Origin of the sequence: Paenibacillus sp. 79R4, from assembly GCF_013393165.1 — a bacterium.
Classification (GTDB): Bacteria; Bacillota; Bacilli; order Paenibacillales; family Paenibacillaceae; genus Fontibacillus.
In genome coordinates this window covers 404,560-427,052 of record NZ_QJOT01000004.1, presented here as the reverse complement: position 1 = coordinate 427,052, position 22,493 = coordinate 404,560, and the positions used below count along the sequence as shown (strand labels likewise).

Annotated in this window: 21 protein-coding genes and 1 pseudogene; 15 read left to right on the top strand and 7 right to left on the bottom strand. The window is 48.7% G+C overall.

The window, feature by feature from the left end; all coding sequences use genetic code 11:
- Nucleotides 1-211 precede the first annotated feature (211 nt).
- The 4 genes from DMN77_RS07935 (at nt 212) to DMN77_RS07920 (ending at nt 3,144) form a co-directional block, all read left to right on the top strand.
- Nucleotides 212-1,048, top strand: a complete 837-nt coding sequence (locus DMN77_RS07935; RefSeq protein WP_179014293.1) for a hypothetical protein — start codon at nt 212-214, stop codon at nt 1,046-1,048.
- A gap of 142 nt (nt 1,049-1,190) precedes the next feature.
- The gene (locus tag DMN77_RS07930) at nt 1,191-2,306 is read left to right on the top strand and encodes an aminopeptidase (protein WP_068781954.1); all 1,116 of its coding nucleotides are present in this window, start codon (nt 1,191-1,193) and stop codon (nt 2,304-2,306) included.
- Between the two features lie 119 nt (nt 2,307-2,425).
- Nucleotides 2,426-2,671 (top strand): HPr family phosphocarrier protein, encoded by a 246-nt coding sequence (locus DMN77_RS07925; RefSeq protein ID WP_068781953.1) that lies wholly within the window; start codon nt 2,426-2,428, stop codon nt 2,669-2,671.
- Nucleotides 2,672-2,853: 182 nt separating this feature from the next.
- Nucleotides 2,854-3,144 carry an Fpa/YlaN family protein gene (locus tag DMN77_RS07920; protein ID WP_068781952.1) on the top strand — a complete coding sequence of 97 codons (291 nt, stop codon included), beginning with the start codon at nt 2,854-2,856 and terminating at the stop codon, nt 3,142-3,144.
- 91 nt (nt 3,145-3,235) lie between these two features.
- Here DMN77_RS07920 and cax read toward each other — a convergent pair whose 3' ends face one another.
- Nucleotides 3,236-4,315, bottom strand: coding sequence for a calcium/proton exchanger (gene cax, locus DMN77_RS07915; RefSeq protein ID WP_179014292.1), 1,080 nt, complete (start codon nt 4,313-4,315; stop codon nt 3,236-3,238).
- A 169-nt stretch (nt 4,316-4,484) separates the two neighbouring features.
- On the opposite strand from cax, the gene DMN77_RS07910 reads away from it, so the two are divergent.
- Nucleotides 4,485-4,847 carry an Asp23/Gls24 family envelope stress response protein gene (locus tag DMN77_RS07910; protein WP_068781950.1) on the top strand — a complete coding sequence of 121 codons (363 nt, stop codon included), beginning with the start codon at nt 4,485-4,487 and terminating at the stop codon, nt 4,845-4,847.
- 111 nt (nt 4,848-4,958) lie between these two features.
- Here the strand turns inward: DMN77_RS07910 and ftsW are convergent, their stop codons facing one another.
- Both ftsW and DMN77_RS07900 read right to left on the bottom strand, forming a co-directional pair.
- Nucleotides 4,959-6,209: a putative lipid II flippase FtsW gene (gene ftsW / locus DMN77_RS07905; protein ID WP_068781949.1), complete on the bottom strand. Its 1,251-nt coding sequence runs from the start codon at nt 6,207-6,209 to the stop codon at nt 4,959-4,961.
- Nucleotides 6,210-6,220: 11 nt separating this feature from the next.
- Nucleotides 6,221-6,562 (bottom strand): YugN family protein, encoded by a 342-nt coding sequence (locus DMN77_RS07900; RefSeq protein WP_068781948.1) that lies wholly within the window; start codon nt 6,560-6,562, stop codon nt 6,221-6,223.
- Between the two features lie 212 nt (nt 6,563-6,774).
- On the opposite strand from DMN77_RS07900, the gene DMN77_RS07895 reads away from it, so the two are divergent.
- Nucleotides 6,775-7,944 (top strand): amidohydrolase, encoded by a 1,170-nt coding sequence (locus DMN77_RS07895; RefSeq protein ID WP_068781947.1) that lies wholly within the window; start codon nt 6,775-6,777, stop codon nt 7,942-7,944.
- A 34-nt stretch (nt 7,945-7,978) separates the two neighbouring features.
- Here DMN77_RS07895 and DMN77_RS07890 read toward each other — a convergent pair whose 3' ends face one another.
- The 4 genes and pseudogenes from DMN77_RS07890 to DMN77_RS07875 all read right to left on the bottom strand — a co-directional run bounded on the left by DMN77_RS07890 (nt 7,979) and on the right by DMN77_RS07875 (nt 12,662).
- A complete protein-coding gene (locus DMN77_RS07890) occupies nt 7,979-8,629 on the bottom strand; it encodes a lysoplasmalogenase (protein ID WP_069188400.1) in 651 nt (216 codons plus the stop codon).
- Between the two features lie 289 nt (nt 8,630-8,918).
- A pseudogene (locus DMN77_RS07885) lies at nt 8,919-10,577 on the bottom strand (SulP family inorganic anion transporter); the annotation flags it as partial.
- A 25-nt stretch (nt 10,578-10,602) separates the two neighbouring features.
- The gene (locus tag DMN77_RS07880; RefSeq protein WP_068781946.1) at nt 10,603-10,923 is read right to left on the bottom strand and encodes an ArsR/SmtB family transcription factor; all 321 of its coding nucleotides are present in this window, start codon (nt 10,921-10,923) and stop codon (nt 10,603-10,605) included.
- 203 nt (nt 10,924-11,126) lie between these two features.
- A complete protein-coding gene (locus DMN77_RS07875) occupies nt 11,127-12,662 on the bottom strand; it encodes a flavocytochrome c (protein ID WP_179014288.1) in 1,536 nt (511 codons plus the stop codon).
- Between the two features lie 392 nt (nt 12,663-13,054).
- Between DMN77_RS07875 and DMN77_RS07870 the strand changes: the two genes are divergently transcribed.
- From DMN77_RS07870 to DMN77_RS07830, 9 genes are all read left to right on the top strand, one after another.
- The gene (locus DMN77_RS07870) at nt 13,055-14,788 is read left to right on the top strand and encodes a DNA repair helicase XPB (protein WP_179014287.1); all 1,734 of its coding nucleotides are present in this window, start codon (nt 13,055-13,057) and stop codon (nt 14,786-14,788) included.
- The gene (locus DMN77_RS07865; RefSeq protein WP_179014285.1) at nt 14,785-16,614 is read left to right on the top strand and encodes a helicase-associated domain-containing protein; all 1,830 of its coding nucleotides are present in this window, start codon (nt 14,785-14,787) and stop codon (nt 16,612-16,614) included. Before DMN77_RS07870 ends, DMN77_RS07865 begins: the two co-directional genes overlap by 4 nt.
- Before the next feature lie 128 nt (nt 16,615-16,742).
- Nucleotides 16,743-17,186 carry a YlbF/YmcA family competence regulator gene (locus DMN77_RS07860; protein WP_068781942.1) on the top strand — a complete coding sequence of 148 codons (444 nt, stop codon included), beginning with the start codon at nt 16,743-16,745 and terminating at the stop codon, nt 17,184-17,186.
- An 83-nt stretch (nt 17,187-17,269) separates the two neighbouring features.
- On the top strand, nt 17,270-17,533 hold the full coding sequence (locus DMN77_RS07855) for a YlbG family protein (RefSeq protein WP_068781941.1): 264 nt from the start codon (nt 17,270-17,272) through the stop codon (nt 17,531-17,533).
- A 249-nt stretch (nt 17,534-17,782) separates the two neighbouring features.
- Nucleotides 17,783-18,220: a hypothetical protein gene (locus DMN77_RS07850; RefSeq protein ID WP_068781940.1), complete on the top strand. Its 438-nt coding sequence runs from the start codon at nt 17,783-17,785 to the stop codon at nt 18,218-18,220.
- 147 nt (nt 18,221-18,367) lie between these two features.
- A complete protein-coding gene (locus DMN77_RS07845) occupies nt 18,368-19,273 on the top strand; it encodes a selenium metabolism-associated LysR family transcriptional regulator (protein ID WP_068781939.1) in 906 nt (301 codons plus the stop codon).
- Between the two features lie 424 nt (nt 19,274-19,697).
- Nucleotides 19,698-20,567: a PHP domain-containing protein gene (locus DMN77_RS07840; RefSeq protein ID WP_179014284.1), complete on the top strand. Its 870-nt coding sequence runs from the start codon at nt 19,698-19,700 to the stop codon at nt 20,565-20,567.
- A complete protein-coding gene (locus DMN77_RS07835; protein WP_179014282.1) occupies nt 20,568-20,705 on the top strand; it encodes a hypothetical protein in 138 nt (45 codons plus the stop codon).
- A gap of 903 nt (nt 20,706-21,608) precedes the next feature.
- Nucleotides 21,609-22,433, top strand: coding sequence for a Cof-type HAD-IIB family hydrolase (locus DMN77_RS07830; RefSeq protein ID WP_179014281.1), 825 nt, complete (start codon nt 21,609-21,611; stop codon nt 22,431-22,433).
- The last annotated feature ends 60 nt before the right edge of the window (nt 22,434-22,493 follow it).

Genomic DNA, 22,493 nt, shown 5'->3' with positions numbered 1-22,493 from the left:
CTAAGCGAAAATAGACCGCTTAACTCCTTGTTTTTTTACGAATATCTTCCTATTTCTTTGAAGAGGGTGTTCTAAGGTTTACTTTTGGGACACCCTCTTTCTTATGAGGGAATGATGAATAGTTTACATACACGGGGAAAGCCTACTACTGCATGAACAATATGTTCTATAAAGCTGTGAGGAGCTTGTAGTGGAGGAGTCTGATCGCAATATGAGAATACGGTTATCCGTGATAAAGCTAACGGTTGTATTTAGCCTCGTTCTGCCTGTGGCAGCTTGCCAGATCGGGGAGACGAAGACGGCAAAGGATTGGTTCGATCTCACTTATGCCGGGCTTGCGGGCCATGAGCAGCTGACCTTCCAAGGCAATGCAGTTCTTGCTCGCGGGAAGCAGGAGAAGATCGAAGATTCATTCGCTTATGTCGGTGAGTTGAATGATCACCATGAATTAAATATGCGCACGGTTCTCCCCGGTGGACAGGGGCAAAAACTGCAGAGCGCCGAGGTCCAGACAGGCCAAGGACTTGAAGCAAAGCTGCGCTGGCAGGGAGGGGCCTGGATGATCGCGTCCTCCGATGCCAACGCTTTGACCCGTGGGATAGCCCGGTTGAACCCGCTGGATCAACTGGAAGATATCCGCAGGGCAAGCAGGAAGAGCCTGTCGTTAGAGAAGGGCGCTGCAAGGGGGACGGAGGTGCTGCGAATTGAACTTGACCCTCAGGAGGCCAAGCAGCAGCTGAAGGCCAAGCTGGACGGAGAGATGGAAGGGATAAGGACAGACTGGAGCAGCAAGTTGAAGCAGGTTAACTCCAAGTATTCATCTGAGGTTGAGACGGAGATGAACAATCTTTGGGTGAACGGGAACAAGCAGCTGGAGCAAATGATGCAACAAGCGAATGCCAAGGTGGTATATTATTTGACCGTGAACCGCAAGACAGGCCTTCCGGCCAGACTCGTATCCGAGACGAGATTATCCTACCCGAATCCGCTCGGAATTACCGAACATGAAGTACTCTATACGGATAATCAGTTCTCGAAGATTAAATAAGGGATTAAGTCGCGCAGTGGCGGGCTGACTTAAAGAGGGTGTAGTGGTACAATAATGAAGAATTAACCATTGTTCAATAGAGATTGTATGGTTAGGGGCAGCGGTAAGTTACTGCCCGTTATGTGATGAGGAGGCAAGTATTATGAGAGACCCTAGAATTCAAAAGTTGGCAGAAAATCTCGTAGGCTATTCCGTTAATGTTCAGCCTGGCGAGAATGTACTTGTGGAGATGATCGGTGATGAACGCGATCTGATTAAAGCGATTGTTGAAGAAGTGGGGAAGAAGGGCGGTCATGCCTTCGTTGAATTAACGGACAAGGCGCTGCAGAGCGCACAGTTGAAGTATGCAACCGAGGAAGGCATTAAAGCCTGGGCCGAATATGACCTGCACAGAATGCAAATGATGGACTGCTACATCGGGATTCGCGCCGGGTCAAATGTAAATGATACATCCGATGTTCCGGAAGATAAGATGAAATTGTACAATGCTCATTACCAGCATCCGGTTCATAGCGAGCAGCGTGTGAAGCATACGAAATGGGTGGTGCTCCGCTATCCGAACGCAAGCATGGCCCAACTGGCTAATGTAAGCACGGAAGCCTTCGAGAACTTCTATTTTGATGTATGTAATCTGGATTATGCCAAGATGGATCGCGCCCAGGATGCGCTTGCCGATCTGATGAAGCGTACTGACAAGGTACGCATCGTAAGCCCAGGCACCGATCTGAGCTTTTCGATTAAAGACATCGGCGCAGAGAAATGCTCTGGTCAAAAGAATATCCCTGATGGAGAGGTGTACAGCGCTCCTGTACGGGATTCCGTTAACGGCACGATCAGCTATAATGCGGCTACTCTATACAATGGCATCACCTTTGAGAATATTAAGTTCCGCTTCGAGAACGGCAAAATTGTGGAGGCAACCAGCAATGATACAGCTCGTCTGAATGAAATTTTGGATTCGGATGAGGGAGCCAGATATATCGGTGAATTTGCGATTGGCTTTAACCCGTACATTCTTCATCCGATGAAGGATATCCTGTTCGACGAGAAGATCGCCGGCAGCCTGCACTTTACACCGGGTCAAGCATATGATGAGACAGATAACGGCAACCGTTCCTCAATCCATTGGGACCTGGTACTTATTCAGCGCCCTGAATACGGCGGCGGGGAAATCTACTTCGACGACGTATTAATTCGTAAGGATGGTATTTTTGTAATTCCAGAACTGGAAGGTTTGAATCCGGAGAATCTCAAGTAAAGCGCTTGAGCGAAGCGCCTGTATGCACCACCTTTAAGAGAAAATTCCTTGCCTGGAAAGCGGATTCAAGGTATCATTATATTGTATAAATTCTACAGTATCGACGCGGAGGGATTCCAATGGCAAATAATAATCAAGCGATTGTTGAAATTGCTCAGACAGCAGGCAAATTTACTTCTTCCATCGTGTTGCAAGCTGACAGCAAGTATATCGATGTTAAGAGTATTCTCGGCCTTTTTACTACACTTGTTAATACACAGGACTATCAATTGCATGTCCATGGACCGGATGCGGACGAAGCGAAAAAAGCCGTATCGGAAGTGTTCGCAAAACACGGCTTGAAGGTTCAGGTTGTGGCCGAATAAGTCAAGTAACAGGAAAACATTTCCGTCCTATGGGCGGAAGTGTTTTTTTGTATACATATAATATTTTGACATATAATTTTTAAGAGAGTGATTATTTGGAGAGGTTCTTGTATTGGCCCTGAATTTCGTCTAATATTAAGAATAGAGTTGATGAGTGATAAGGACATAGGGGGGAAGAAACAATGACTTCATCTGATATACAGGAGCAAATTAATCTCAAAGCGCTTAATCTTCTGAAGGAAGATGCAGATAAAATAGAGAAACTGATCGAAGTACAGATGGAGAATCTCGCTACTCGTTATTGCCCTCTCTATGAGGAAGTTCTGGATACCCAGATGTACGGTTTCTCAAGACAGGTGGATTATGCGATACGCGCCGGCCTGGTACAGGAACAGGAGGGCAAGCTAATCATAAGCAGACTCGAACGGAATCTGGCATCCCTGTACGAAGCGATGAATAACCGAGAAGCTTAGTCTTTGCGTCAATTGAGCGATATAATTTATAAAGCGCAGAATTCGGGGGCCCGAATCTGCGCTTTATTTTTTGCGGATAGTAAATCAGCGTCTATACCAGGTAGAACGAAACGCCAAGGATGGCATATACGGAAAGCAGCAGCAAGCCTTCATACCAGTTCGTCTGACCGTCCTGAATAATCGATTTGGCGATAAATACGGATACGCCGATAGCTGCAAGCTCGATGATCGTAAAGACGATGTCCATCGGTTTTCCGAACAGATGGCTGACGAAGATAAGGACAGGGGCGACGAACAGGGAGATCTGCAGACTGCTTCCGACGGCAATCTCCACGGCGGCGCCAATTTTGTTCTTCATCGCGAGCAGTACTGCAGCGCTATGCTCTGCAGCATTTCCGATAATGGCGACGACGAACGCACCGACAAAGATTTCGCTTAGGCCGAATTTCTGTGTGAATGTATCTAACGTATGTACAAGCCATTCACTAACGAAAGCAACCATGACTGTAGCAAGGATGAGATAGAGAATGGATCTTTTTTTCGACCAGGCCGGGCCGTGTTCTTCCTCTGCTTCCCATTCCTCCGGCTTGTGCTTCTCAACAACATCGCTCAAATATTTCTTATGTGTAATCATTGAGAAGATTAGCCAGAGAATATAAGCAACAATAAGAATCCCGCCTACGACAAGGCTCAGGGTGGTACGGTCTTCTTCGTGAAGCACATGGGTCTGCAGGAAGATAGCAGGGATGAATAGAGCGATGACCGCGACGATCATTAGAGAGCCGTTCATATTGGCCAGCGGAACATTGAAGCGCTGTACCTTGTATTTCAACCCGCCAGCGAACAGGCTTAGGCCGAGTACAAGCAGCAGATTACCGATGATCGATCCGGTGATGCTCGCCTTGACTGTATCGAACATTCCTTCACGAACGAGCAAAATACCGATGATAAGTTCTGCGGCATTGCCAAAGGTTGCGTTAAGGAAGCCGCCAAGCCGCTGTCCGGCATAGTGGGCGACACTCTCGGTTGCTTTGCCGAGAAACCCGGCTACGAAGATAACGGATATAGCTGAAATGATGAACTGAAGCGTATCCGGCCAATGAGCGTAGTGCCCTAGAGCGCTAAGCAGGAAGGTCAGGATTAGCAAGCCAGGTGAAATAAATTTTTTCATGAAATGCACCTCGGTATACAGGATTTAATGATGGCAGACTCAATTCATTTTTCAATTTAATATACCAACAATTGAAGATTATAATTCAAACATTTGATGTGGTCTATATATTTGCTTTACTTGGTCTTACCATATAAAATATAGGTAGTAGGTTGAAGGAGGGATAACCATGACCGAGCAACTGCAATTGGATATGGGTATGATTAAAATTTCAGATGATGTTGTATCCAAAGTCGCGGGTATGGCCGCCTTGGAAACACCGGGTATTGCTGCAATGTCCGGAGGATTGTCTGAAGGTTGGGCAAAACGGTTGAGTGGCAAGAACGTGCAAAAAGGCGTTACCGTAGAGGTCGGTCAATTGGAAGCGGCGATCGATTTGCGGATTATCGTTCTCTATGAGACTCCAATCCATGAGGTATGCCGCATGTTGCAACAAAATGTGCGGGAAGCCGTTGAGAGTATGACCGGGCTTAAGGTTGTTGAAGTCAATGTGAAGGTTGAAGGTGTAGCATTTAAAGACGATGAGGCATAACTGACAGATGATCAGAGTTATGGATTACATAGTTTTTGACGCTATCCAGCTTTCAGAATTGAATTAGAAAAAGACTGCGGATCTTGATCCAGCAGTCTTTTTTGAATAGAATTACATATTGCGGTGTCTGCGTTGATTTCGTTCGAATACGCTCTCTTCCTTGACCACAACCGATTTGGTTTTCTCCTGCTTCGACGGAAGCGACGATTCTCTGGAAATGCTAAGTACCATTCCCATGGCGAGCAGCATGACAACCAGCGATGAACCGCCATAGCTAATAAACGGCAAGGTTACGCCGGTAATCGGGATTGTACGAGTTACCCCTCCGATGTTGATGAAGGATTGAATGGCGATAAGCCCCATAATGCCAACGCCCAGCAATGTACCGAAGGCGCTGGAGCAGCGCAAGGAGACGAGCAGACCCCTCCATATAAAATATAGATAGAAGAGCAGGAACAAAAACGTGCCGATAAATCCGAACTCTTCACCGATGACCGAGAAAATGAAGTCATTATAGGCATTCGGCAAATAATGCAGCTTCTGAATACCTTGTCCAAATCCGGTGCCTGTCACTCCTCCGTGACCCATTGCAGTCAGCGATTGAATGAGGTTGTAGCTCGTATGCTGAGGATCTGCCCACGGATCAATATACGCTTTGATCCGGTCCAACTGATATTGGCTGCCTGATCCGGCGGATTCGCTAGGGGGATTAATTTTGTTCCATAGCGAGCCGATTCCCAGGACGATGCTGGCACCGAGAATCAGGAGCCCGATCGAACCGAGGATATGCTTCATGTTGGCGCCGCCGGCCAAAATAATCAACCCGGCTGTGGCTACAAGAATCATACAGGAACCCAAATCCGGCTGCAGCATGATGAGTCCGGCCACGAAGCCGACAATGACCATAACAGGAATATAACCGGTCCTCAGATCTCGGAATCGTTCTCCCTTCTTGGATATTAGAGCAGCCAGATACATAATCGTCGTAATCTTGGCCAGCTCGGTCGGCTGGATGCCCAGTGAACCGATCTGGAGCCAGGAACTGGCTCCGTTGATCTTGCTCATAAAGGGAACGATCATCAACAGAATAATAGCCAGGATGAATATCGGTGCGAAGAGCTTGCGGAATTTCTCATAAGGAATATTCATCGTAATAAACATTCCGAAGATGCCAACCCCCGCAAAAATGATTTGCTTCTTCGTAAAATATAAGGGATTATAACTGAATCTCTCACTAAATTGAGTCACGCTGGAGCTGGAGCTAAACACCATGACAATCCCGAATCCAACAAGCAATAAAGTCAAAATAAGCAACTGGAAGTCGGGTGTTCCGCGTCTAGGTCTATCTTGGCTGTCTTTCATCTATTGTTCGCTCAAGCTTCGAGCAGATCCTTTAGCTCGGTTAGTTTGCTATTGGCTGTCTTAATTACTTGTGCCGGGATCTCCGATTCGTATTCGAGACCGTGCGGGAAGGTAGCCCGCCCCATATATACGGCTTCGATAGCCAGAACCGTGTCAGGACGCTCCAGTTTGCCTTCAACGGCACGCGTATTAATTCGGAGGTAGTAGTCATCATTGTTGAATTCAATTTTGTAATCGTATGTAGCACGGTAATATTCCCATTGCCAGCGGATGAAGCCGACTTTCTCAGCGGATTCGTCCAAGTAAGCTAAATCGCTTTGTAATCCGTCTAAACCCGTATTTTCAACAATCATCGTCCAATATGCCCCCTTAAAAGTTCTCCTCTCATGATATTATGTTTCTACTACTTACGCAAGGTTTGATCAACACAGCTCATAGGGGGTTGCTGCCGCTTTCTTGCCCAACCCAGTATCCGAATAAACGGATTTTCTGCTACAATATAACTTAAATATTTTGCAAAGGTTTTAACGGATAACTTTTTGATACCTTACTATAAGGAAGTGATATGGTGGAGCTGGGAGATTTGGAGAAGCTGTTTGGAGCGATGGTAGAGCGAAGAAGACATCTGCACCGCCATCCGGAGCTGTCGTTCAAAGAGAAGGAGACCTCTGCCTATGTGGCAGGTATTTTGAAGGAACTTGGAATAGAGGTCACGGAAATAGAAGGGGGCTACGGGCTGGTTGGCCGACTGCGTGGCGCTTTGCCAGGCAAGACGATCGCACTTCGTGCTGATATGGACGCTCTGCCTATCCAGGACGAGAAGGAGTGCGAGTATGCCTCCGAGGTCCCTGGAGTGATGCACGCCTGCGGCCATGACGGGCATACCTCCGTGCTGCTGGCGGTGGCTGAATATTACAGTAAGCGGCTGCAGGAGCTGCGCGGGGAGATCCGTCTCCTGTTCCAGCCTGCTGAGGAGACCTGTCCCGGCGGAGCGGTCGGGATGATTGAAGCGGGGGCATTGAAAGGCGTTGATGTGATCTATGGCGTGCATCTCTGGACTCCGCTGCCGCTAGGTACGGCGGCCAGCGTTGCCGGACCGATGATGGCTTCGGTAGATGACTTCTTCATTGATATCCAAGGGCGCGGAGGCCATGGGGGGATGCCGCACAAAGCGGTGGATAGCGTCGTAGCCGGATCGTCGCTTGTGATGCAATTGCAGAGCGTGGTTAGCCGCTCCGTAGATCCCCTGCAACCTGCTGTAGTAACCATCGGCTCGATTCAAGGCGGAACGGCACAAAACGTCATTGCCGATCGCTGCCGTCTATCCGGGACTGCCAGATGCTTCGATGAGTCTACAAGACAGGTGATCCGCGAGCGAATCCATGCTCTGGTAGAGGGGATTACCCAATCGTATGGCACCGAGGCCCACATCCACTACATTACTGGCTATCCTAGCCTGGTCAATGATGAGGCAGAAGTTGATCGCTTCCAACGGGCCGTAGGCAAGGTGCCCGGATTACAAGGAGAGATCGCGGCGCAAATTATGCCGGCAGAGGACTTTTCCTATTATTTACAGCAGATCCCGGGCTGCTTCGTGCTCGTTGGTGCCGGCAATGAAGAGAAGGGAATTGTACATCCGCATCATCACCCAAGGTTTGATATTGACGAAGGAGCTATGCTTCATGCTGCGGCCCTAATGGTCTCCATGGCGGAGACTTATCAGGATGAGCATTAAGCTTACGTCAACCCGTGTTATTACAGCCTCGCCCTTAACGGGCGAGGCTGTTCGTATTAGAAGCATCGGTTTGCTGTCCCCGCTGACCCACACTATTGGCTATTAAGAATTGAGCTGTGTAATACGTTAGCATAATCAATATCCCGGAGTAGCTAACGTCAGAGATGAATTTGTTCCAGGCCAGGATTGAATCCGAAATAATAAATAGCGTACTGCCCATCATAGACCCTATATTTCCGCTCATAATGGACAACCAACCCATCAACAGGATGATCAGCAAGTAGATCATAACGGGAAGAATCAGCCCCTCGTTGTCGGTATTATGCATGGCTCGAACTAGTTGGTTCGCTATAAATCCTGCATAGATCAGAAACGGAATGATCGTACATAATCGAATCCATGAGAACTTCCATTTCGTGATGAAAGCGGCGATGTAGAACAGATGCCCAATCAGGAAAGCCGATAGCCCGATGACAAAATAGCTGAGCAGACCATCCCCCAGCATGCAGAAGAAAAGTCCAGTGATCACAAGCAGAGCATAACGCTTGTCGAGCCGGGATCTATGCAAATAAGCGTACAGCAGAATCAGCCACATCGGAATCAGCTTGAAAATAAGCGCAGAGCTTGCGAAGATGTAGATCAGCCCCATGATGAGAATGAGCACGGCCAGCGTTTTTTTGAACATATTGATACCTCCGGATCCTTGGAAGATAAAATCCTCTATACAGATATATATTGGGCGAGGGCGCAAACAGTATAACAATTCAGCATTCAGATGGATAACCGCCAGATGAAAATGCAGCCCCAACCAAGCGCTTGCAATGGGATATCTTCCGAAGCTCAGCCGTTTGTAAATGAAAAAGCATCCGAACTCTCCTGTTGGAGGACATCGGATGCTGTAAGTCATACAAGAGAGTACGATTGCTTATCGGTTCCCGTACTCAAGAAAGCCGCAGAGATTGAACGTGATCGAATTTATCTTGCTTCAATCGCTCAACGGAGAAAGTAATTGCTTCGTTCACATGCTCAAAGAAATGCTCTCCTCCGATCGTATAATACAGCCCGTTATGGACCAGGGTCTCTTTCACATGAGGCGGCAGTCCGGCGATCAACAGCTTGCCCCCTTGAGCTCTGAATTGATGGATAATACTGCGGAAATAAGCTTCGCCCGTCGTATCGATGAAAGGGACATTGCCCATTCGCAAAATAAGAAACTTCGGCTTCTGCTTAATATAGCTGGCAACCGTCTCATGAAAATCCTGCGCTGCTCCAAAGAATAAAGGACCTTCTACGGTATATACACTAATGGTTGGGGCGCTGCTGGATTCGTTCCATAGCTGGGTGATCTTCTCGCGCTTTTCGCGGAGATGGCTCGGCAGCGATTTTTTGACTGTCACGCTTTCGCTCATTTTCTTGGTGAATAGAAGCAGTGCAAGCCCAAGGCCGACTTCGACGGCGATGGTCAGGCTTGTGAAGACGGTAAGCAGGAAGGTGACGACAAGAATTAGCGAGTCCCCGGATTTCATCTTGAGAATATGCTTGAAGTGAGCCCGCTCACTCATATTCCAGGCAACGATCATAAGGATTGGCGCCATGCTTGCTAATGGAATCCGCGAAGCCAGCGGGGCCAGAAGCAGGAGGGTGAGCAGAACGAAAATTCCATGGATTACCCCGGACACTTTGGAGGTTGCTCCGCTCTTCACATTAGCTGCCGTACGAGCGATTGCCCCGGTAGCAGGAATCCCGCCGAACAGCGGGGTAATGATATTGGCGATCCCTTGGCCGATCAGCTCCCGGTTGCTGTTATGCTTCGTATTGGTCAGGCCATCAGCGACTACCGCTGATAATAGCGATTCAATAGCACCCAGCATGGCTATTGCAAAGGCCGGGCCGATTAAGAGCTGCAGGGTATCCCAGCTCACGGACGGTATTTGGAATTTCGGCAACGTGCTTGGTATAACCCCGAAGGTCGACCCAATGGTCGGTATACGGCCAGAGAATAACCACCCGGCAATGAGGCTGGAGACGATGATTCCGACGAGCGGGGCCGGTATTCTGGGCATGATGCGCGGCATAATGATCAGAATCGCCAGGCAGATCACCGCTGTAATCACGCTGTATATATTTATCGTGCCGATATGGATAGCGATTTCCTTCATGTTTGCGATGAAGGTCTCATGCTTCTCGATACCGATAAGCCCCAGAAAGTTGGCGATCTGACCTGTGAAGATAATAACTGCGATCCCGGAGGTGAAGCCGACCGTGACAGGCCTTGGAATGAATTTGATTAATGACCCTAATTTGAATATACCCAGAAGACATAAGATGATTCCAGCAAGGATGCCGGCGATCAGCAGATTCTGATAACCGTAGGTGAGCACGACACCGAGCAGGATCGGTACGAAAGCACCTGTCGGCCCTCCGATCTGAAACTTGGAGCCGCCGAACAGGGAGATCAGTATCCCGGCGATGCACGCTGTGTATATCCCGTACTCCGGCTTTACGCCGGATGCGATCGCGAAGGACATAGCAAGCGGAATCGCAATAACGCCGACAACGATGCCGGCGATTAAGTCTTTTTGTAATTGCTTGAGTGAGTATTTCTTGAAAATACCCGTAAACAGAGTATTCACAACTGAGCCTTCTTTCTTAAATTGTTCAATCCTGGTCTTCGTAAATAGAAATAATGTGGATCAGATGATTGTTGAAAATATCTTTGGTAATCACTAATAAATCGGCGACCATAGGGTCGACCAGAGAATACATGACCTGCTTGCCTTGCTTGACTCCGACCACGATATTTTTGGCCCGCAAAATACTAAGCTGCTGGGATACGGCCGAACCTTCGCTTTCCAGCAAAGTCTGTATTTCAGTGACGCTTCTTCCTCCTTCACATAGCAGCTCCAGAATACGAATGCGAAGCGGATGGGCCAACGCTTTGAAGAATTCAGCCTTGAACGCTTGCAATTGGGTATTCATAGAATTCCCCCCACCTTTCAAACCTTAAAGGGTGTGTTCAAAAGCGGACCTTTAAACAACCTCTTTAAAAATTCATATATTCAAATATCTTGATATATTATATTATCATGAAGTGTCAAAGTATGCCATGGGTGATTTTACATAAATAAAAGAGCTCGAAAATCAATTTCGATTTTCGAGCTCTTTGGCTATTGATAAATATCTTATTGTGCTTGAACGTATTCAGCCGATTTGATCCCTGCTTGACGGCCGAAAATAATGATCTCAGCAACGGAGTTACCGCCGATCCGGTTCTCGCCATGCAATCCGCCGACAACTTCGCCAGCCGCAAATAAACCTTGGATGGGTTCTCCGTCTTTATTTACTACTTCGGTATTGGTATTAATCTTTACACCACCCATGGTGTAGTGAATCCCAGGGCCGATTTTGATCGCGTAGAACGGTCCGCTGGACAGGTCGTTGTCCATGCCGGTTGTTCTGCCAAATTCAGCGTCCTTCTTGTCCTTCACGGCATTGTTCCATGTATCGAGTGTCGTCTTCAAGGAATCCGCCGGTACGCCCATTTCTTTAGCTAGAGCTTCGATTGAATCGCCAGCAAGGACAAAGCCCATCTTCTCATATTGCTCAATCGCTTTCGCGCGGGATTTCACACCGGAATCAAATACAAGGTAAGCCGATTTGTCCGACAGTTTGTTAATAGCTGCTGTTACTTTGTCGCGTGTATCCAGTTCATTGACAAAGCGCTTGCCTTCGTTAGAGACAAGGATAGAGCCCTCACCACGTACCACTTCTCCGATCAGATACGATTTATCTTGCTGTACGGTCGGGTGAACCTGGATTTGATCCATATCCACAGTCATGCCGCCAAGCTTTTCAATCATTTGAATGCCATCGCCTGTGCTGCCTTCCTGATTCGTAGTAACGAGGCCTTCCAAGTCCGGGCGAACTTTGGAGATCATCTCCATATTAGAGCCGTAGCCGCCGGTTGTAACGACTACAGCGTCTGCAGTAATGGTCTTCTCATCTTTTTCATCAAAGAGAACCTTAACACCGTTGACCTTGCCGTCTTTTTCAGTAATTTCCTTCACAGTAGCATTAACGAACAACGGGATTTCCTTTTCTTGGACATTTTTAAGTAATCCGTTAGCAACGTATTGTCCAACTGCGGATCCATCTTCAGGACGGTGTGTGCGTTTCTCGCCCATGCCGCCGGTGATCGTAATATTATTCAATCGAATTCCGATGGAATCCAGCCAATCGATTGCGCTGGCTGAATTGTCCACGAAGAACCGAAGCAATTCTTTGTCGTTGGTGCCATGGCCACCTTTTAAAGTTTCCTCATAAAATAAATCATTGCTGTCCTCAATCCCTTGTTCCTTCTGGAACTTCGTCTCGGACGCGTTCATACCCGAAGACGCTTTAAGCGTATTCCCGCCGGCAACCGGCATTTTCTCAAAAATAACAGGGTTCAAGCCTTTGCTCTTGGCTTCAAGTGCGGCAGACATGCCTGCGCCGCCCGCACCGACAATGATGATATCGTATTTGTCCTGGAGCTGATCCAGTGGTGTGTAAGTCATTTTCGATGCGCCTGAGACAGCTTCATTGCCAGCGGCCTCTTCTGTTTTGGTGTCGTTCTGTCCTTGATTATCTTTCTTGTTCTGGTTCCCGCTTCCGCAGCCTGCGATAACGAGTGCGAAAGATAACATGAGAATCAGGATTGCTGCAGCTTTTTTCTGCATGGTTTTAACCCCTCCATTTTCTATTCTATTAGAACTTAAAGATGCGCATAAAAAAGGAGAGTGTAACTTGAAATGAGAAGTGGAAGATTAGTTCTTCACGGCCCATTTCATTGCGGTTATCCCCTCCTTCGTTTGCATTTGGCTTCTTTAAGATCCCTCTTATTGTAATATAGGATAAGAATAGACATAGTGATTTTATTCACAAACAATAAAATACAATATATGACAAACCGTTTGGAGGTTAGTTGATCTCTTGTTATGATAATAGTTGTTGTAATGAATAGGTTTCGTCTTTTTTCAGAGGGATTGGAAATGCTATAACTTAGGAGTTGCCATCGGGAGGAGAGAAGCTCCTGGTGGGTGAGAATAAATAATGAAGGAAGGTGCAGCGCTTGAATTCCGCTGGAGCATGTATTGTACAGAGGGACGGTACGGTATTGCTGGAGAAGAATCATCCCGGCTTTGAAGAAGCGCGGGCACAATTGATTCAGATGGCTGAGCTGGTGAAGAGTCCGGCTAATTATCATACATATCGTATTACCCCCCTATCGCTGTGGAATGCGGCCGCCGGGGGGAAGTCTGCGGTAGAGATTGTGAATGCCCTGGAGTCGATCTCGCGGTGGGCGCTTCCTCCGGCCGTCATCTCAGATATTCAGGTGACGGTGTCAAGGTATGGAAAATTAAAGCTGCTTCCTGCCGAAGGCGAGGAGGGAATGTTATGGCTGGAAGCTGAGGAGGAAGAGGTTTTTCACCAGTTGGAGCTCGAACCCAGCTTGTCTTCCTTCGGGCTGACTCGCATCGGCGGGCTGCGCATAAAGCTCCCGGCTGCCTATCGCGGCAGCGTAAAACAGGAATTGGCCCGTTTGGGATATCCTGTGCTCGATCAGGTGGGGTATCATGCTGGTCAATCGCTCTCCTTTACCTTGAGAAATGTTACTTCGAACGGGGCTATGTTCAAGCTAAGACCGTATCAGGAGCAAAGCGTCGCCGCGTTCGCGAGGGATCAGGAGCAAGGCTCAGGAGGCAATGGCGTGCTTGTGCTGCCCTGTGGGGCAGGGAAGACGGTGATTGGTCTTGCTTCTATGGAACGGTTCCAATGCGAGACTTTGATTTTAACCTCCAGCGTCACCTCGGTACGACAATGGATTGCTGAGCTGCTGGACAAGACGACGCTCACTTCGGAAATGATCGGTGAATATTCTGGGGAGAAGAAGCAGGTTAGAGCAGTTACGGTTTCTACTTACCAAATATTAACGCATCGCAGCAAGAAGGAAGAAGGCTTTAAACATATGGGGCTGTTTAATGAACGGGATTGGGGCCTGATTATTTATGATGAGGTACATCTGCTGCCGGCACCGGTATTCCGCGCGACAGCGGATATTCAGGCGACCCGGCGTTTGGGATTGACGGCTACCTTGGTGCGTGAGGATGGCCAAGAGCGTGATGTGTTCTCTTTGATCGGGCCCAAACGCTATGAAGTACCGTGGAAGGAGATGGAGGAGCGCGGGTATATCGCTACGGTGTTATGCCGGGAGATCCGGGCAGCGATGCCGCCGGTTCTTCAGGAGCGCTACCATCTTGCCGGAGCCCGGGACAAGTTCAGGATTGCAGCGGAGAATCCGTATAAAATCGCTGTCTTAAAAGAAATGTTAAAACGTCATGCTGGACGGCAAATTTTGATCATCGGCCAGTATTTACAGCAGCTGCGCCAGGTTGCGGACGAACTGGATATCCCATTGATTACCGGAAGAATGCCGCAGGACGAACGAGAGCAGTGCTTCCAGGCTTTTCGCAGCCGACAAATTCAGGTGCTGGCTGTATCGAAGGTAGCCAATTTTGCTATCGACCTGCCGGATGCTGCAGTAGCCATTCAAATCTCGGGCAGCTTCGGCTCCAGACAGGAGGAGGCGCAGCGGCTTGGCCGGATTTTGCGTCCGAAGGCGGATGGGGAGACCGCGTATTTTTACACCCTCGTCTCGGACGGAACTCGTGAGCAGGAATTTGCTGCGCGCAGACAGTTGTTCCTGATCGAACAGGGATATGAATATGCGATCATGATGGAACACGGGGATCATTCTTTTAAGTCCGTTGGCTCCAAAAGTATTGAGGGGGTATCGGAAGCATGATCGAAGCGATAATTCGTAAATTCGCCGGTGCTCCGTTCACATTAAGCAAATTGAACGCTGCGGCAGTGGACAGCCTAAGCGGAGCAGAGCTGCGGGCAGCTCTGCCGGACATGCTTCGCAAGGGGCGGGTTGCCGCCGTTAAGAAGTCCTGGGGGGACAGGCTTTACTACATTCCCGGGGATGTATTAATTAACTACTGGAGCCATTGGGACAACCTTGATTCTGCCCGGGTGATACCTGGCAATATCACATTGCTTCAGGCTGCCAAGCGGGGGCTTGTGGCAGATTTGTTCCGCAGCCTGACTTGGATTGCCCATCATGGGCTGCGGCTTACGGCCAAGGGAACTATTCACCAGAAATCGCTGAATAAATGGTTGGAGCAGATTGAGCTGGCGGAGAAGGATCTTGTTGGGCTTGATCTGCATTACCCCCATCAGGAGGCATATCCGGCCCATGCCGCCGTGCTGCTTGATATGCTGCTAGCGTTCGGCCTGATCCGCAAGGAGCGGGGGGCCTGGAGCCTGAATGCTCATGAGCTGTCGGTATGGTTAGGCCGTTCTGCGCAGCAGATGAACGATAAGCTGCTTCGTGAGGTATTGCTACGCTATGTACCTGATGATGTTACTCTGTCCCATTTCGCCTTCCGGCTGATCGCAGCGGATTTGGCGGAGCGACAATGGTATTCCATACGTGAAGTTTGCGCATCATTAACAGAGCAGCGAATGCTCCCCGGAGAGCTGCCGGAAGATAAGCAGTTATGGATGAGAAGCTGGCTGGAGGCCCTCAGCGGGATGGGCTGGATGGATCTTGGCGAGAGCCATGATGGAGAGCTTGTATTTCGCTGGAGTGTGAAGCCGGTATTTGTTCAACAGAATAGTGAGGTTAGTGAGTCTCAACTTGCCGCTGAGGCACTTTTCTATATTCAGCCGGATTTTGAAATTATCGTACCGCCGGAGGTTTCCTTTCGGGTGCGTTGGGAGCTTGAACTGTATTGCGAGAGCGTAACGATGGACGCCATGTCCATTTATCGGCTTAGCCGGACCAGCATCGCTGCTGCCACGCAGCAAGGAAGAACGGTCGAGGAAGCTATTGATTTTCTGCACAATGGCTCGGCTGGCATTCCTGATAATGTCTTGCTCTCCCTGAAGCAATGGGCCAAAGAGATGGGGCGGACTTCCCTTGCTGAGGTTCAGCTGCTTCGCTGCAAGGATGAGGAGGCGGCTGGCAGGATCACCGCCCATCCGGAGCTGATGGAGATGTTGGAGCCCATCGGTCCGCTCGCTTTTATTGTGGATCCCATTCAGCTGAACAAGGTGGAAAAAGCGCTGGAGGAACTGGGTCTGGCGCCGCCCAGACCGGGCCTTGGGCAAGCATCGCAGCCGCAGTATATACGGCTGGAGGCCGCTGCGGAGATAGCGGAGCAAGAAGCGGCTCCGAATCGGGATTTTGCTGACCAACCCGCCTGGATATACAATGGCCGCGATTACCAATTCTATGAACGGGACATATCCATACCCAAACGGGATCAATTATTCCCCGGAATGCAGGATATTCCCGCAGTGTGGTTGAAGGAATTAAGGAAATACCATCCTTCTACCGCGCGGAAGATCGCTCAGCAGGCCCTGGAGTGGGATACGAAGATCATATTGCGAATGGACGAGCAGCTGGTGGAACTGATTCCCGAGCGGCTGGAGGGAGATGAGAATTGGCGCATTCATGGTCTGCTCATGCCTCCAGACAGGAAGGACTCGGATAAGGCGCAACGTCAAGTTTCGCTAGGGCCGGAGCAATGGGAAGAGATGCGTATTCTTCTTCCGGAAATATAAGCCCCTTTTCGCTCAGGCAGAGAGTATGATATGATTATTTCGTCGACTATAGTTAATGAAGGAAGTCGCAGTAGGACGGATGAAATGACTTGTCGGCATATAATTGCATAGAATCGAGTTGATCATTCATGAGCGTAACTGAGCGAGTTACGGTTGATATGGCCGAAGTGCTAACATACGCCTATGAATTGGGCGATATGATAAATAACTCTACCGCCGTCTCCGATTATTTATATTGGAAGCAGCGTGTGGATGAAAGTGCGGAGATTCAGGCTCTTGTCCGGAAGCTGAACGCACAAAAGGAACTGTTCGAGGAGACTCAGCGGTTCGGACATTTCCACCCCAACTATCATGAAGCAAAGGATCGGGTTAAGGCGGTGGAACTCGAACTGGAACAGTTCGAAGCAGTAAGCAAGTTCAAGGCAGCCGAGGCTGAGCTTGATGGCATTTTGCATCAAATGTCAGAGATCATTGCTTATTCGGTTTCTGATACAATTAAGGTGCCAAGCAATGATCCGAATCCTTCAGACGGATGCGGTTGCGGGAGCGGCGGGAAATGCAGCTGCGGATAACAGCTGTACAAAGCAACGATTGAAGGCTGCCGCACTTTAAGCGGTGTGGCACCTGCATAGAATCAATCGAAAGGAGAGGAAGCATGTTTCCGGAGCGTACAGGCTACATTATTTGGGTAAACGATTTGAAGGCGGCTAGAAATTTGGAGAAATACGGGAGCGTGCATTACTTATCCCGACGGATGCATTATGTTGTGATGTATGTGAACGCGGAGCGTGCCGAGGATACGATCAAGAATATTCGCCGTCTTCCTTATGTGCGCAAAATCGAGCGTTCGTATCGCAACGAGATTAAAACGGAATACAGCAAGGACGTTCCGGATAAGACCCAATTCTACGGCTTGTAGAATTGAATTATGATCTGAAAAGCGATTGTGATTCTAAAGAGATGATTTATAGAAGCAGCGGCAGATTCGTGCCGCTGTTTTTTATTTTGTCAATAATTCAGAAAAACTAATAATAGTAGGAAAGATCTATATCCTTTTACCTTATCCGTGGATTTCATACAGTTACCTGCCTTGTAGAATTATAGGTTATAATGTAATATAATAGGCAAATATACATAGTTATAAAGTCCTATCGATGCGAGGTGCGGCATGAGAGACAAGGCTACAGAACGGTGGGGAACCTATGAAGCTTTCCATGTTCCTCTGGGCGATAAAAGAATCGCTGATATCGTGATAACCAATCATGCCAAGGTTAGGTACGAGGATCGTATTAAAGATGCCAAGGCCCGGTATGAAGATATCGCTCTTTGGCTGTGGGAACGCCTGAAGCAAGGGCGGATAACCCCTTATTATAGAAAAGAAGAAGATGTATATCTTGTGGATGATGACATCGTTATGGTCGCTGAATTCAGTGAGTTAACCGGAGAATTCGATCTAGCGGGTCGACCGCTGCATCGTATGATTGTCGTGACCTTTCTTGGCTTGATGTCGGAGACGATTGAGCTTCGTGATTTGAAATCGTATTATTCCTGGCTTCGCCATTCGCGGCGTATGACCTTGATGAAAAATAGCCGTAAGCGGAAATAAGGCTTTGTGACACAGGAGACGGTCAGCTGTATGCGCTAGCGGAACAAATTTGTTAGGAGCCACCCTTCGGCCGTTAACCTGCTGGAGGGACGGCCCCTTTTTTTGTAATGAGCGCCATGCTATTGTAAGAAAAGGGGGGAGATCGCGGTGGCTTTAAATTTTCATCAATTACATATTTTTTATACCGTCGCCGAACGGGGGAGCTTCTCGGCGGCTGCCCAGGCATTGCATATGACACAGCCTGCGGTAACGATGCAGATTCAATCGCTGGAGGATTACTTCGGCAGCAAGCTGCTGGTGCGCTCCACGAAAAGAGTTGAGCTTACGGAGGCAGGTCAGACGCTGTATCCTTATGCGAAGCGAAGCATCGAGCTGATGCGGGATGCCGAGAAGGCGATGTCGCGGCTTAACTTTATGTTGGAGGGCAGGCTGCAGCTGGGAGCCAGTCTGACGATCGGGGAATATGTACTTCCGAGGCTGCTAGGTCCTTTTGCCAGCCAGTATCCTCATATTTCGATTGCACTCAAAGTCATGAATACGACGCAAATCATCGATGAGATCGTCGGTCATCAATTGAATTTTGGATTAGTAGAAGCGCCGATTCAGCATCCGGATCTAAGCTTTGAGCCTGTGATGGAAGATGAGCTGAAGCTGATCGTGCCGGCCGGGCATCCCTTGGCCGGGCGGGAGCGGGTGGCGCTCCAGGAAGTGGTCAGCTATCCCTTCGTATTAAGGGAGAAGGGCTCGGGAACACGGCAGGTGATGGAGTCGGAACTGACGTATAGAGGCTTTGAACCAGAGCGGATCGAATCCGTGATGGAGCTGGGAAGCACAGGGGCGGTGAAGTCTGCGGTGGAAGCAGGGATTGGCATTACGATCATCTCCCCTTCCTCAGTGAAGCATGAACAAGCGCTGGGGCTGCTGAAAGTAGTCGATATCGAAGATGCGGAGTTTAAACGGCAATTCTACTCGGTTCATTTGAAGTCGGCTTTGCTGCCGGTTCCGGCGGTTACTTTTCTCACTTTTTTGAGAGAATACGGACAGTTGCTGTAGAGGTTAGTTATGGACATATTGATAGATTGACATATTGATTGTCATAGCCGGGGTTATCGAACTCTAACGGAAGAGAGAGCCGTTATTTTGCCAAATTCGGCACTTTCAGAATTCTAACGGAAACCTGGTGCGCTATTGGCTGTCTACTTATGTCTGATTCGCCGTATTTTTAGGATATAAAGATCGCTCATTTCCCTTAGAGTTTCCGGAATCTTTATTTTCTCTATTTAACGTCCTCTATTTCCGTTAGAATGTGTCACAGTTCTGTAGCATAGCTAAGCGGATGGTTGATCTGCCGTTAGAGCAACTAAAAATCTATTACAAAGGGCAATTCGCTTCCAGCACATGTTCTATGACGCAGATGAATGGAGCAGGGCGGGGTGAAGTCGGATATCAAATATATGTGCGAGGATGTGCAGGCGTAATGAAGGAGACTCGTGAATCTCGATATGATTTACATACTCATAGCCGGGCTTCGGACGGGATGAACACACCGGAGGAGAATGTCCGATTGGCGAAGGAGAAAGGACTGGCTGGTCTTGCGGTGACCGACCATGATACCGTGGCCGGAATCGCTTCCGCCATGGCCGAAGGGGAGCGCATAGGCGTAGATGTCATACCCGGGGTTGAGATCAGCACTCAGGCAGGTGGCAAGGATATTCATGTGCTCGGTTATGCGCTAAATATTGAGGACTCCGCTCTGCTGGAGCGGTTGGCCGGACTGCGTGCAACACGTGATGCCCGCAATGAGCAGATTATCCGCAATCTTCAAGCCTTAGGCTTGTCGATCACGCTGCAAGAGGTTATCGACGGTCTAGGTCGCAGCCTGCGACCGGATGAGAGCTTGGGACGCCCACATATTGCAGATGCGCTGGTGCGCAAAGCTTATGTTCGCGATATGCGCGAGGCCTTTGATCGCTATTTGGCAGAAGGGAAGCCTGGCTATGCCGCACAACCAAGAATATCGCCGCAGCAGGCGATGGAGTGGATTCGCGAAGCAGGCGGCGCTCCGGTGATCGCCCATCCTGGCTTGTACGGGGATGACGAGTTAGTCCGTACGATTATCGAGGCGGGCCAGCCTGCCGGAGTTGAGGTATATCACTCGGACCATGGGCCCGCGGAAGAACAACGATATTTAGCGATCGCCAATGAATATCATCTGATAGCAACCGGGGGCTCGGATTATCATGGCGTCAGACAGGGCGTTGTATTTCATGGCGACCTTGGCAGTTGCTATGTTACAGGAGAGACCGTGGAACGAATCAGGCAAGCTGCCCAACAATTGAGAGGGTAAATGCCAGCGATATCTGATATAGTAGAAATGACAGAATCGTATGCTGGAGCCTCGCGTCGTGATTTGCTGCTGCCATTTCTGCGTCTAACGAAACTACAGAGCGTTATTTCGGCAAAAACAGCGGCAAATGAAATCTAACGAAACACCATATCGCTATTCTGGGGAATTCCCCACGTAAAGCCCCTAATTTACTCCAATAACGATACCCTGTTTCGTTAGAATTTTTGTCAGCCCAATTGGGCTTCAATAGCGATACCGTGTTTCGTTAGAGGTAGGCCTGGCTAAGTTTATGCCGTTTTTGCGTCTAACGAAACTACAGAGCGTTATTTCCGCAAAAACAGCGGCAAACGAAATCTAACGAAACACCCTATCGCTATTCTGGGGAATTCCCCACGTAAAGTCCCTAATTTGCTTCAATAACGATACCCTGTTTCGTTAGAATTTTAGTCAGCCCAATTGGGCTCAAATAACGATACCGTGTTTCGTTAGAGGAAGGCCCGGTCGGCTAAATTCAAGCTTTGACGTCGAAGATGCTTCATGAGTTACCTCGGGATCAAAACGACTTTTTAAACTGCCTGTTTCGATGGATGTTCATAAAGTCCGGTTTCCAGCACCAAAGCGTGTGCCTCCGGTGTGCGTTTTTACCAAACAATGCAGTCGAATGAAGCCAGGGCGTGAGAAGCGGGGCTGCGCTCGGAGAATACAACTTCGGAAGTCTATGCTTATAGTGAGTGCGTGAACACATAAGCACCTGAGCACTTGAGCACCTAAACCTAAGCACCTAAGCACCTGAGAGGCCACCGTAGATAACATTACCCGTAAGCATCTGCTTGACCCGGGTGAGTTCAAAATTTGATGTACGAAGTCATTTCTCGATTGACTTCGTGTCAGCTATAGAATTTATAGGTGAATCAGCTAGGACTGATGAAATCTATTTCGCAAGAATTGAATCACAGTCGCTCATTCATGCATTGACCCCGATGGATTTTTTTTATCCAAAGCGGACTTTTCGAATTCTCTCTTATAAAGGATGGCTGTAGAATGACATATAAAATGATAGTACTAGATTTGGATGATACTTTACTTCGCGATGATGGCACGATCTCGCCCCGCAACAAGCAAGCGCTAATGGCTGCGCAGAAGGCTGGCGTAAAGGTTGTGCTGGCATCAGGGAGACCTACGTATGCAATGAAGGCCCTGGCCGATGAATTGGAGCTGGAGCGGTTCGGAAGCTATATTCTATCGTTCAACGGGGCGAAGATTATTAATTGGAAGACACGAGAGGAGCCGTTCAGCAGCACGTTGACTCCGGAGACAGCTCACGCTCTTTATGAGTTGAGTATGGAGGAGGGCGTATCGGCGCTAACATATGTTGGCGATGACATTGTGACGGAGCAGGCGAATGAGTATACCCATATTGAAGCGCAAATTACCGGAATGAAGATCGCCAAAGTGCCAAGCTTCATCGAAGCCGTTCAGGTCCCTGTTGTGAAGGTGCTGATGGTCGAAAACCCGGACAAGCTTGTACGGGTTGAAGAGAAGCTGAAAGCCAAGCTGACCGGAAAATTGAACGTGATGCGTTCGAAGCCATTTTTCCTTGAGTTCACGGAGAATGGTGTCAATAAAGGTACCAGCCTGAATCATTTGATTAACCAGCTCGGAATCGAGCGCTCGGAGGTTATCGCCATGGGCGACGGATATAACGATGTAGCGATGCTTGAGTTTGCCGGTCTGGGCGTTGCCATGGGCAATGCGCCGGAGGAGATCAAACAGCTGGCCGACTATGTTGCAGACACGAATATGAATGATGGCGTGGCTCAGGTTGTGGAATCATTTATTCTAAATGACCTGATTCCAGCGACATAACACAGGACAGCATATGCAAATGCTCCCCGGTTTATGGGGAGCATTCATTTTAGGGAAATA

Coding starts and splice junctions, on each gene's coding strand:
- DMN77_RS07935 (WP_179014293.1), top strand. CDS start 212: ATGAGAATACGGTTATCCGTGATAAAGCTAACGGTTGTATTTAGCCTC.
- DMN77_RS07930 (WP_068781954.1), top strand. CDS start 1,191: ATGAGAGACCCTAGAATTCAAAAGTTGGCAGAAAATCTCGTAGGCTAT.
- DMN77_RS07925 (WP_068781953.1), top strand. CDS start 2,426: ATGGCAAATAATAATCAAGCGATTGTTGAAATTGCTCAGACAGCAGGC.
- DMN77_RS07920 (WP_068781952.1), top strand. CDS start 2,854: ATGACTTCATCTGATATACAGGAGCAAATTAATCTCAAAGCGCTTAAT.
- cax (WP_179014292.1), bottom strand. CDS start 4,315: ATGAAAAAATTTATTTCACCTGGCTTGCTAATCCTGACCTTCCTGCTT.
- DMN77_RS07910 (WP_068781950.1), top strand. CDS start 4,485: ATGACCGAGCAACTGCAATTGGATATGGGTATGATTAAAATTTCAGAT.
- ftsW (WP_068781949.1), bottom strand. CDS start 6,209: ATGAAAGACAGCCAAGATAGACCTAGACGCGGAACACCCGACTTCCAG.
- DMN77_RS07900 (WP_068781948.1), bottom strand. CDS start 6,562: ATGATTGTTGAAAATACGGGTTTAGACGGATTACAAAGCGATTTAGCT.
- DMN77_RS07895 (WP_068781947.1), top strand. CDS start 6,775: ATGGTGGAGCTGGGAGATTTGGAGAAGCTGTTTGGAGCGATGGTAGAG.
- DMN77_RS07890 (WP_069188400.1), bottom strand. CDS start 8,629: ATGTTCAAAAAAACGCTGGCCGTGCTCATTCTCATCATGGGGCTGATC.
- DMN77_RS07880 (WP_068781946.1), bottom strand. CDS start 10,923: ATGAATACCCAATTGCAAGCGTTCAAGGCTGAATTCTTCAAAGCGTTG.
- DMN77_RS07875 (WP_179014288.1), bottom strand. CDS start 12,662: ATGCAGAAAAAAGCTGCAGCAATCCTGATTCTCATGTTATCTTTCGCA.
- DMN77_RS07865 (WP_179014285.1), top strand. CDS start 14,785: ATGATCGAAGCGATAATTCGTAAATTCGCCGGTGCTCCGTTCACATTA.
- DMN77_RS07860 (WP_068781942.1), top strand. CDS start 16,743: ATGAGCGTAACTGAGCGAGTTACGGTTGATATGGCCGAAGTGCTAACA.
- DMN77_RS07855 (WP_068781941.1), top strand. CDS start 17,270: ATGTTTCCGGAGCGTACAGGCTACATTATTTGGGTAAACGATTTGAAG.
- DMN77_RS07850 (WP_068781940.1), top strand. CDS start 17,783: ATGAGAGACAAGGCTACAGAACGGTGGGGAACCTATGAAGCTTTCCAT.
- DMN77_RS07840 (WP_179014284.1), top strand. CDS start 19,698: ATGAAGGAGACTCGTGAATCTCGATATGATTTACATACTCATAGCCGG.
- DMN77_RS07835 (WP_179014282.1), top strand. CDS start 20,568: ATGCCAGCGATATCTGATATAGTAGAAATGACAGAATCGTATGCTGGA.
- DMN77_RS07830 (WP_179014281.1), top strand. CDS start 21,609: ATGACATATAAAATGATAGTACTAGATTTGGATGATACTTTACTTCGC.